The organism is Phocaeicola faecalis, assembly GCF_021730445.1.
Taxonomy (GTDB): domain Bacteria; phylum Bacteroidota; class Bacteroidia; order Bacteroidales; family Bacteroidaceae; genus Phocaeicola; species Phocaeicola faecalis.
In genome coordinates this window covers 34250-45555 of record NZ_JADNRM010000006.1, presented here as the reverse complement: position 1 = coordinate 45555, position 11306 = coordinate 34250, and the positions used below count along the sequence as shown (strand labels likewise).

Here is an 11306-nt window from a genome sequence, read left to right as displayed (position 1 = left end):
ACAAAAAACCGCGAATATTATCGAAGGCAACCGGTCAAGATACGTCCTGGCGAGGATGAGGAGGACGAGCGCTCTATTACCTATCGTCCTGCCGAACAGGTGCACCCGTGGAAAATGTCATTTTGCATGTTACCGACAAGGCGTGGAATTATATTACAACAAAGCCACTGCATGAGTCTCAATCTGTGCTAAACAGCAAACAGACCGACGGTAAATGGGAGGTTCGACTGAAGGTACAAGACAACTATAAATTACGTTCGCTTCTACGCTCCTTTGGCGATAGTGTTGAGGTAATAGCTCCAGCCACTTTACGCCAAGAAATGAGAGAAATGGCACAGCGTGTCTTCCAAATGTATAATGACTAAATCTATATACTATAAAAGATAGAATTGGACTTCTTAACCTGCCATAATACATAGGAGTTTCTATTACTTTATGTCACTAAACATATTCATTAATTCATAGTATCTCAGTTGTTTTACTATCTTTGTGACAAAACACCTGAATGCTATGACTATCACCTTATCTAAAGAACTTCCCGCCTATCCTACTTTTGTAGAAGGCATCCGCCGTGCGCCCGACAGAGGTTATCGTCTGACACCGGCACAAACAGAAACCGCACTGAGGAATGCGCTACGCTACATTCCCGAAGAACTTCACGCCCAACTCGCCCCGGAATTTATGGACGAACTGCTCACCCGGGGGAAAATCTACGGCTACCGCTTCCGACCGCAAGGTGACTTGAAGGCAAAGCCTATTGACCAATACAAAGGGAACTGCATAGAAGGGAAAGCTTTTCAGGTAATGATAGACAATAACCTGAGTTTCGACATCGCCCTCTATCCTTACGAACTCGTCACTTACGGCGAAACGGGACAAGTATGCCAGAACTGGATGCAATACCGCCTCATCAAGCAATACCTGGAAATAATGACTGACAGACAGACTTTGGTAGTGGAAAGCGGACACCCTCTTGGTCTGTTCAAGTCAAAGCCCGAAGCACCGCGTGTCATTATCACCAATTCGATGATGGTAGGCATGTTCGACAACCAGCGTGACTGGGAAATCGCCGCACAGATGGGCGTTGCCAATTACGGTCAGATGACAGCAGGCGGATGGATGTACATCGGTCCGCAAGGAATTGTACACGGCACATTCAATACCTTATTAAATGCCGGGCGCATGAAACTCGGTGTGCCGCAGGACGGAAATCTGAACGGTCATCTCTTTGTATCTTCTGGCTTGGGAGGAATGAGCGGAGCCCAACCCAAAGCCGCCGAAATAGCAGGAGCCGCTGCCATCATTGCCGAAGTGGATGTGTCACGCATCGAAACACGGTATCGCCAAGGATGGGTGCAACATGTCACTTCCGACTTGAAAGAAGCCTATACCCTTGCCGCCGAAGCCATGAGGTTACGCAAACCTTGTTCCATTGCCTATCACGGAAATGTAGTGGAGCTGTTGGAATATGCCTTGAATAATCATATAGCCATTGAACTGCTGAGCGACCAAACTTCGTGCCATGCCGTGTACGAAGGAGGATATTGTCCGGCAGGCATCACCTTTGACGAGCGCACACGCCTGTTGAAAGAAGACCGCACACGATTTGAAAAGCTGGTAGATGTTTCACTACGGCGTCATTTCAATGTCATTAAAGCATTGGTAGAACACGGTACTTATTTTTTCGATTACGGCAATTCGTTTATGAAAGCCATTTATGATGCAGGAGTAAAGGAAATCTCACGCAACGGAATCGACGAAAAAGACGGTTTCATCTGGCCTTCTTATGTGGAAGATATCATGGGACCGCAGCTTTTCGATTATGGTTATGGCCCTTTCCGTTGGGTTTGCCTCAGCGGTAAACACGAAGATTTGATAAAGACCGACCATGCCGCCATGGAGTGTATCCCCAAAGAACGACGCGGACAGGACATGGACAATTGGATATGGATACGCGATGCCGAAAAAAACAATCTGGTAGTCGGCACTCAGGCACGCATCCTCTATCAGGACGCACTCGGGCGCATGAATATCGCCCTGCGTTTTAACGAAATGGTACGCCGAGGCGAAGTAGGCCCCATCATGTTGGGACGAGACCACCATGACGTGAGTGGAACCGACTCCCCTTTTCGCGAGACATCGAATATCAAGGACGGCAGCAATGTGATGGCAGATATGGCAGTCCAGTGCTTTGCTGGTAACTGTGCACGCGGCATGAGTCTGGTCGCCCTGCACAATGGCGGAGGCGTGGGTATCGGTAAGGCTGTCAACGGCGGATTCGGAATGGTGTGCGACGGCAGCGAGCGGGTAGATGCCATTTTGCGTTCGTCTATGCTATGGGATGTCATGGGCGGCGTGGCACGACGCGCATGGGCACGCAATCCGCACGCCATGGAAACATCCGAAGAATTTAACCGCACCCACCAAGAACAAGGTTATCACATCACCATGCCGCATCTGGCAGAAGATGTATTAATCGACAGAGTATTAAAAGAAAAAGGTATAAAACAACAATAACGTTACGAATTATGAGCTGGACAAGAATCATGGAATGCGTTCCCAACTTTAGCGAAGGGCGCGATTTGCAGAAAATAGATCAGATAGTGTCTCCCTTCCGTGCACGTGCCGGAGTGAAACTGCTCGACTACAGCAATGACGAAGACCATAACCGTCTTGTGGTCACTGTTGTGGGAGAACCCGACGCTTTAAAAGAGGCTGTGATAGAGGCCATTGGCGTAGCAGTGAAGCTGATTGACCTCAACCATCATCAAGGGCAGCATCCGCGAATGGGAGCAGCAGACGTAGTCCCCTTTATCCCCATCAAAGGATGTACCATGGACGAAGCCATTGCCATCTCTAAAGAAGTAGGGCAAAAGGTGGCGGATACCTATCGGCTTCCTGTCTTCCTGTATGAAAAATCAGCAAGCGCTCCTCATCGCGAGAATCTTGCCACTATCCGAAAAGGAGAATTCGAAGGCATGGCCGAGAAAATCCATCAACCCGAATGGCATCCTGATTTCGGTCCCGAAGAACGACATCCCACTGCCGGAACCGTTGCCATCGGAGCACGTATGCCTTTAGTAGCTTATAATATTAACCTGAACACACCCAGTCTGGAGATTGCACATGACATTGCCAAGAAAATCCGTTTTATCGGAGGCGGACTGCGCTTCTGCAAGGCTATGGGCGTAGAACTGAAAGACCGAGGCATCACACAAGTTTCCATGAATCTGACAGACTACAGCAAAACTGCCCTCTATCGGGCTTTTGAGATGGTGCGTTTCGAAGCCCGCCGCTACGGAGTAAGCATTATCGGCAGCGAAATTGTGGGCCTGGTTCCCATGGAAGCCCTGATTGACACAGCCTCCTATTATTTGGGGCTGGAAAACTTCTCGATGCAGCAAGTGCTGGAAGCACAGATTATGGAATAACAAGGAACCTATCGCCATGAACAACAATCTTATCATCAAGAATGCCCGCATCATCACCCCTCTCGGCACCTCTGCCCTGAAAGGTAAAGAGATGAACCGACTGCTGGATCTCACCGGAGGAACCGTAGTAGTAACCGACGGAGTGATTACCTACGCAGGCCCGTCACATCCTTCGTATGCAGAGCCGAAAGAAGATTACGAAATTCTCGACGCCGGGGGCCGGGTATTGCTTCCCGGATTCATTGATTCACATACCCATCTGGTTTTCGGCGGTTATCGCCCCGAAGAGTTCGTTTGGCGCATGAATGGGGAAAGTTATATGAGTATCATGCAACGCGGAGGCGGCATTATCAACACGGTACATGCCACTCGTGAAGCGACACCGGAGGAATTGAAATGCAAAGCCGAATGGTTTATTGATGTCATGAGCCGTATGGGGGTCACTACTGTGGAAGGGAAGAGCGGTTACGGACTCGACTGCGATACCGAGCTCAAACAACTGGAAGTGATGCGTTCCATCAATCTCTCCCCGCAACGCAAAGTAGATATCGCCGCCACTTTCCTCGGTGCACATGCACTGCCTCCCGAATATCAGGGCAGAGCCGACGAATACATTGACTTTCTCATCCATGAGATGCTTCCTCTGGTCCGTGAAAAGCACCTTGCAGAGAATTGCGACATTTTTTGTGAACAAGGCGTCTTCACCGTAACACAATCCCGACGACTCCTGCAAGCGGCACAGAAACAAGGATTCGGTGCAAAGATACATGCCGATGAAATTGTAAGTTTCGGCGGTGCCGAACTTGCCGGTGAAATAAGAGCACTCAGCGCCGACCATCTGCTGCACGCTTCGGATAGCGGCATTCGTGCAATGGCAGAAAATAAGGTTGTCGCCACGCTCCTGCCCCTGACCGCCTTTACACTCCGTGAACCTTATGCACGCGGACGTGACATGATAGACAGCGGTTGTGCCGTAGCTCTCGCCACCGACCTCAATCCGGGCAGCTGTTGTTCCGGTTCCATCCCACTGACATTTGCACTGGCTTGCCTATATATGCATCTCACATTGGAAGAAGCTATCACCGCTATGACATTAAATGGAGCAGCCGCACTGGGTTATGCCCACCGGACAGGCAGTATCGAAGTCGGCAAACAGGGAGACCTTGTCTTGCTGGACACCGATACCCCGGCCGTACTCGTTTACTATACCGGCATGAATTCCGTGCAACACACCATCAAAGCAGGACGTATCCTATTTTAAATATTCACCCAACTTAAAAACATAATACCATGTTAACAGAACTCACTATCAAAGAATTTATTAATAAAGTCATCAGCAACGATCCCGTTCCCGGTGGCGGAAGCATATCCGCCCTCAATGGTGCCCTGGCGACTTCCCTTGCCGCAATGGTTGCCAACCTGACCATCGGACGAAAGAAATATGCCGAAGTAAACGAGGTTATGGAAGACCTTTCCGCCCGTTTTAAAGAATTGGCACGTCAACTCATTATCGATGTAGACCGTGACTCGGATGCATACAACCGCGTATTTGCCGCCTTCAAACTTCCTAAAGAAACAGAAGAAGAAAAAAACATCCGCAACGAAGCGATTCAAAAAGAGACCAAATATGCAGCCGAAGTACCGATGGAAGTAGCACGTACTGTCCATTCCATCCTGCCGATGATTGATGTAGTGGCACGAAAAGGAAACAGCAATGCCGTGACCGATGCTTGTGTGGCAATGATGTGTGCACGAACCGCCATACTGGGTGCTTTGCTAAATGTCCGCATCAACCTCACCTCTATCAAAGACGAGAAATTTGTGAAAGAAATGACTGAAGAAGCGGATATGATAGAAAAGACAACGATTGCCGAAGAACAAAAAATATTGGACTATGTGAAAACCGTTCTCTAAAAAAGAAGAGTATGAAAAACGTATATCAAATAGGTTCCGGCGAACTCACATTCGATATTATCGAACGTATCATCAATGAGAACCTGAAACTGGAACTGGCCCCCGAAGCTCGGGAACGCATTCAGAAGTGCAGGGACTATCTGGATAAAAAGATAGCCAATTCCGACACACCGCTTTATGGTATTACCACTGGGTTCGGCTCGCTGTGCAACCGTAATATCTCGCCTGATGAACTGAGCACCTTACAAGAGAATCTGGTAAAAAGCCATGCTTGCAGTGTGGGCGAAGAAATGCCACACGTCATTGTAAAACTGATGTTTCTGCTCAAGGCACATGCCCTCTCGTTGGGACACAGCGGCGTACAAGTCATTACCGTGCAGCGCATTATCGACTTCTTCAACAATGACGTAATGCCCATTGTATATGACCGTGGTTCGCTGGGTGCATCCGGCGATCTTGCCCCGCTTGCCAACCTCTTCCTGCCACTTATCGGTGTGGGAGACGTATATTATAAAGGTAAGCGGTGCGAAGCCATCAGTGTGCTCGACGAATTCGGCTGGGAGCCTGTGAAACTAAAAAGCAAAGAAGGATTGGCTTTGCTGAACGGCACACAATTCATGAGCGCCAACGGTGTTTATGCCATCTTGAAAGCGTTCCGACTGAGTAAAAAAGCCGACCTCATTGCCGCTGTTTCCCTTGAAGCCTTCGACGGACGCCTCGACCCGTTCATGGATTGTATCCAACAGATACGACCGCACCAAGGCCAGATAGAAACAGGGACAGCATTCCGCCGTATACTGGAAGGAAGTGAAATCATAACTCAGCCCAAGACACATGTGCAAGACCCCTATTCATTCCGCTGTATCCCCCAAGTACACGGTGCCACCAAGGATGCCATCCGCCATGCCGCGTCCGTTCTGCTGACCGAGATTAACTCCGTCACCGACAATCCCACCATCTTCCCCGATGAAGACCTGATTATATCGGGCGGGAATTTCCACGGACAACCTTTGGCACTCGTCTATGATTATCTCGCCATCGCTTTGGCCGAGTTGGGAAATATATCCGAGCGTCGCGTAGCCCAACTCATTATGGGACTTCGCGGACTTCCCGAATTCCTTGTTGCCAATCCCGGACTGAATTCAGGCTTTATGATTCCCCAATATGCAGCCGCTTCCATGGTCAGCCAAAATAAAATGTATTGCTACTCCGCCAGCAGTGATTCCATTGTCTCCAGCAACGGCCAAGAAGACCATGTGAGTATGGGTGCCAATGCCGCCACAAAACTATTTAAGGTGATGGACAATCTGGAGCATATCCTTGCCATCGAACTGATGAATGCAGCTCAAGGTATCGACTTCCGGCGTCCGCTCAAAAGCTCTCCATACATTGAGAAATTCCTCTCGGTTTATCGCAAGGAAGTGCCTTTCATCCGCGAAGACATTGTGATGTACAAAGAAATACATAAGACTGTGGCTTTTTTGAAACGCCACCAAGTGGATTATTAAGCTATTATTTCACTATCTTTGCAGGCAAAAAGAAGACAACGTATGAATAGCGACAATAAAGAAGAAATGTTTCCCATTGTAGATGAACAGGGAAATATTGTGGGAGCTGCCACACGAGGCGAGTGTCATGACGGCAGTAAAAAACTTCATCCAGTAGTGCACCTTCATGTGTTCAATAGTAAAGGGGAACTTTACCTGCAAAAACGACCGGAATGGAAAGATATCCAACCCGGCAAATGGGACACTTCAGTAGGCGGTCATGTCGACTTGGGCGAAAGTGTAGAAATAGCACTCCACCGTGAAGTGAAAGAAGAACTCGGAATCACCGACTTCACTCCCGAACTGCTGATTAATTATGTTTTTGAGTCTGCCCGCGAAAAAGAACTGGTATTCTCACACAAAACCATTTATGACGGCCCTATCACCCCCAGTGACGAATTAGCCGGAGGCCGTTTTTGGACATTAGACGAAATAAAAGCCAATATGGGGAAGGATATCTTTACACCAAACTTTGAGAACGAGTTCTGCAAATTAGGCTTCTGAAACATCTTTTTCATGGAAAGGGGCAAATTCTTGACTTGCATCAAGAATTTGTCCCTTTAGCGTATATTTTGGACTCATAAGCATACAACAGAAAACAAAAGCGCGTAATTTTGTGTTGTAAAACATAGAAAGAAAGGATAACAAGATTATGAAAAAGGTAAAAAGTATTGTAATGAAAGTCCTGGCTATGATGGGTGAAAACGAAGTAAGAGCTTGGGGCGTAGGCATTAAGTAATATAAATGCCGGTATTTAAATCAACTAAAAAGGATAACATTATGAAAAAGTTAAAAGAAATCATTAAGACAGGTCTTATTGATATGGGAAATGGTGCCCTACGTGCTTGGGGATACGAAATCAAGTAACCACCATACTTGATTAGAGAACTTTATTTAAAACTCAATAGAATAAAAGAGAGCAGTCCAATGGATTACTCTCTTTTTTATTTATCAGGTATCTTATTTACTGCAATCAGTTAGAAAAACGATAAGTATTTTAAGAACTTATCCTATCTGTATAAAGTGCCTGTAGATGGTATTTACAGTGAAAAAAGTTTTTTTCTGACTGTCTTATTTCTACCTATTATATACTGTAATGATGCTTGTCTGTGTGAGAATAAAGTGCCCCCAAATGGATAAACTGCATGAAATTATTAAGATAAAGAAACAGAAATGAGATAAATTTATATTTTCTGCTTTAATGATAGTGAAGAAATTAATAATATTATTATCTTTGCCGCTGTTAGTGGATAAAGGCGATAGGATAAGTTCTTAAAATACTTAGCAAATATTCCCTTATTCATTAGCCTTCCAAATCTATTATAGTATTATTAACTCTATGAAACACTTATGAAAATTAAGACTTTAACCCAAAGAGGTAAGTACACATTACTGGCAAGTGTACTTGGAATGATTTCAATTCCTTCGTCTGCCATCCCTACCGGTATGGTTGATGTTTCACTCCCAACCGTAGCACAACAGACGGCCAAAATCAAAGGAAAGGTTTTGGATGCCAAAACCGGAGAACCAGTTATCGGTGCTAATGTCGTTGTAAAAGGAACCACAAACGGCAGTATCACCAATTTCGATGGCGAATACGAACTGACAGCACCGGTTGGTTCTACTCTCAGTATCTCTTTTATTGGTTATAAATCAATAGAGGTAAAAGCCACCGGCGGTTTGCAAACAATCAAACTAGATGAAGACTCTGAAGCACTGGACGAAGTCATAGTAGTAGGCTACACGACTCAGCGTAAAGAAAGTTTAACCGGATCTATGAATAACATCAAAAGTGAAAAGTTGAAGGACATAACCACGCCATCGGTAGAAAATTTATTAAATGGTAAAGTTCCGGGAGTATATGTAGCCCCGGGGTCTGGTCAACCCGGTTCCAGTGGTGCAGTTGTTATCCGCGGACAAGCCACACTTAACGGTACAACTTCTCCACTGTGGGTTATCGACGGGGTTATAGTAGGCTCGGATGCCGGACAACTAAATCCTGCGGATATTGAAAGCATGACTATTTTAAAAGATGCTGCCTCTACCGCCATTTACGGTTCGCAAGGTGCAAATGGTGTTATTGTGGTTACAACCAAAAGCGGACGAGCTGAAAAAATGACTATCGAAGCATCTGTAAAACTAGGTATCAGCTCACTAAACAATGGAAACTTGGAAGTGATGAATGGCGCAGAACTTTATGACTACTATGCCTCCTTCCAAAATGCCAATGAAATTTCTTTTCCACGATGGAACAAGGATTTGCGCGACAGCAATTTCAGTTGGTGGGATTTAGCTACCCAAAACGGACTCACACAGGAGTACAATGTATCTTTACGCGGAGGTAACGAAAAAATGCAATCTTATCTATCTGTAGGATATTATGATGAAGAAGGTGCCGTGAAAGGATATGATTACAGTCGGTATAACTTCCGCTTGAAGACTACATACAAGCCATTTGACTGGTTGACAATCAAACCCGCGCTCAGTGGTTCACTTCGGAATATTGATGACCGCCAATACTCTGTCACAGCTATGTATTCTATGCTCCCATGGGATAGTCCCTATGACAAAGACGGCAACTTGGTTCCTCACCGCTACAGTGGTTGGGTAAACACTCAGCAGACCAACTACCTATACGATTTACAATGGAACCATTCAGAATCCAAATATTACGAATTCATGGGAAGTTTAGATTTTGACATTAAAATAACAGACTGGCTGACCTTCTCATCTGTCAACAACTACAAATACATCAATTCTACTTCTCACGGTTATAGTGATCCGCGCTCAAGCAGTGGCGAAAATGTAAACGGACGTCTCACAGAATGGAGAGCAGAAGTGACCCGCCGTTATACCAACCAAAAATTATTAATAAACAAAGACTTTGGCAAGCACTCTATCAGCGGATTGATAGCTTACGAATTTAATGATTATTATTATAAGAATCTAGATGTCTATGGTACCGGATTTGTACCCGGATTCGAAGTCCTGGATGTAGTATCCAAACCCGAACGTACGAAAGGCGGTATCAGCGAATGGGCTACTCAGTCTTATTTCACCCAATGGAAATATGTATATGATGGTAAGTATATTGCCGAAGCCTCTATCCGCCGGGACGGTGCATCCAACTTAGGTACGAACGCCAAATACGGCAATCTTCTGTCCGGTAGTGTAGGATGGATTATCAGCCGTGAAGACTGGTTTGATATAGATTGGATTAATAACCTTAAAATACGTGGAGGTTATGGTACTGTAGGTAATCGTCCCTCTTCACTTTACCCACAATACGACCTGTATTCGGTTTCTTCCAGCTATAATGAAAGTTCCGGTGCATTGATCAGTGTCATCGGTAACAAAGACTTGACATGGGAAAAGACCTATACCACAAGTATCGGACTTGACGCTGCATTGTTCAATAACCGTCTGCGCTTTACTTTTGATTTCTATTCAAAAGATACAGATAATATTCTTTATAACGTACCCGTTACAGGACTTACCGGTGTGACTAGTGTTTATAGAAATATCGGTAAAATGAAAAACACCGGATATGAAATCTCACTGGGTGGTGATATCATCAGTACAAAAGACTGGTTCTGGAACGTAGAATTAAATATTGGTCACAACAGTAATAAATTGAAAGACCTCTATAAACAAAAAGATACAGACGGAAACTATGTAGTAAAACCCGTTATCATCAGTGATGGAAGCAGTATTGCCGGTACAGCGCAGCGCATCCTCGAAATCGGTTATCCGGTAGATACTTATTATTTAAAGGAGTGGGCAGGTGTAAATCCAGAAAACGGTGCTCCAATGTGGTACAAAGACACTAAAGACAGCGAAGGCAATGTCACAGGAAGAGAAACAACCTCTAACTACGCAGAGGCAGGATATTATAAGTGCGGTTCAGCAGCTCCCGATTTGTTCGGAGGTTTCTCTACAACTTTAACATGGAAAGGCTTTGACTTAAATGCCGTATTCGGTTACTCTATCGGTGGAAAGATTTACAACTATTCACGTCAGGAGTATGACTCCGACGGTACTTATACCGACCGCAACCAAATGAAACTGAAAGACGGTTGGAACCGTTGGGAAAAACCGGGAGATATCGCCACTCACCCCGTTGCAAAATATAATAATCAGGATAAAGGCAACTCTGCATCTTCCCGCTATTTGGAAGACAGTGATTATCTGAAACTACGCTCTCTGACCCTGGGCTACAACTTTAAGTTACCGCAATGGGGCATCCAGAACTTACGCGTATTCATGAACGCAGAAAACCTGTTTACCATTACAGATTATTCAGGCGTAGACCCTGAAATTCCGGCTAGTAACGGTTCTGTGATGGGTACTGCCGGTCCTGCCGTTTATCCGTCTGTACGTAAATTTATGTTCGGTTTAAATCTTACCTTTTAAT

General features: G+C 45.6%; 8 protein-coding genes. All 8 read left to right on the top strand.

Annotated features, from left to right (window positions below; genetic code table 11):
- The first annotated feature begins 107 nt into the window (after positions 1-107).
- The 8 genes from IR173_RS08205 to IR173_RS08170 all read left to right on the top strand — a co-directional run bounded on the left by IR173_RS08205 (position 108) and on the right by IR173_RS08170 (position 11305).
- Positions 108-365 (top strand): WCX domain-containing protein, encoded by a 258-nt coding sequence (locus tag IR173_RS08205; RefSeq protein ID WP_237039169.1) that lies wholly within the window; start codon positions 108-110, stop codon positions 363-365.
- A 145-nt stretch (positions 366-510) separates the two neighbouring features.
- Positions 511-2517 (top strand): urocanate hydratase, encoded by a 2007-nt coding sequence (locus IR173_RS08200; RefSeq protein WP_237039168.1) that lies wholly within the window; start codon positions 511-513, stop codon positions 2515-2517.
- Between the two features lie 11 nt (positions 2518-2528).
- Positions 2529-3431: a glutamate formimidoyltransferase gene (gene ftcD / locus IR173_RS08195; protein WP_237039167.1), complete on the top strand. Its 903-nt coding sequence runs from the start codon at positions 2529-2531 to the stop codon at positions 3429-3431.
- Positions 3432-3447: 16 nt separating this feature from the next.
- Positions 3448-4692 (top strand): imidazolonepropionase, encoded by a 1245-nt coding sequence (gene hutI, locus IR173_RS08190; protein ID WP_237039166.1) that lies wholly within the window; start codon positions 3448-3450, stop codon positions 4690-4692.
- Between the two features lie 29 nt (positions 4693-4721).
- The gene (locus IR173_RS08185) at positions 4722-5345 is read left to right on the top strand and encodes a cyclodeaminase/cyclohydrolase family protein (protein ID WP_237039165.1); all 624 of its coding nucleotides are present in this window, start codon (positions 4722-4724) and stop codon (positions 5343-5345) included.
- A gap of 11 nt (positions 5346-5356) precedes the next feature.
- The gene (gene hutH, locus IR173_RS08180) at positions 5357-6853 is read left to right on the top strand and encodes a histidine ammonia-lyase (protein ID WP_237039164.1); all 1497 of its coding nucleotides are present in this window, start codon (positions 5357-5359) and stop codon (positions 6851-6853) included.
- Positions 6854-6895: 42 nt separating this feature from the next.
- On the top strand, positions 6896-7396 hold the full coding sequence (locus IR173_RS08175; RefSeq protein WP_237039163.1) for an NUDIX hydrolase: 501 nt from the start codon (positions 6896-6898) through the stop codon (positions 7394-7396).
- 906 nt (positions 7397-8302) lie between these two features.
- Positions 8303-11305: a SusC/RagA family TonB-linked outer membrane protein gene (locus IR173_RS08170; protein WP_237039259.1), complete on the top strand. Its 3003-nt coding sequence runs from the start codon at positions 8303-8305 to the stop codon at positions 11303-11305.
- The last annotated feature ends 1 nt before the right edge of the window (position 11306 follow it).

Excerpts from the sequence above, each read along its gene's own strand:
- IR173_RS08170 (WP_237039259.1), top strand. The coding sequence starts at position 8,303 with ATGATTTCAATTCCTTCGTCTGCCATCCCTACCGGTATGGTTGATGTT.
- IR173_RS08185 (WP_237039165.1), top strand. The coding sequence starts at position 4,722 with ATGTTAACAGAACTCACTATCAAAGAATTTATTAATAAAGTCATCAGC.
- IR173_RS08200 (WP_237039168.1), top strand. The coding sequence starts at position 511 with ATGACTATCACCTTATCTAAAGAACTTCCCGCCTATCCTACTTTTGTA.
- IR173_RS08175 (WP_237039163.1), top strand. The coding sequence starts at position 6,896 with ATGAATAGCGACAATAAAGAAGAAATGTTTCCCATTGTAGATGAACAG.
- ftcD (WP_237039167.1), top strand. The coding sequence starts at position 2,529 with ATGAGCTGGACAAGAATCATGGAATGCGTTCCCAACTTTAGCGAAGGG.
- hutH (WP_237039164.1), top strand. The coding sequence starts at position 5,357 with ATGAAAAACGTATATCAAATAGGTTCCGGCGAACTCACATTCGATATT.
- hutI (WP_237039166.1), top strand. The coding sequence starts at position 3,448 with ATGAACAACAATCTTATCATCAAGAATGCCCGCATCATCACCCCTCTC.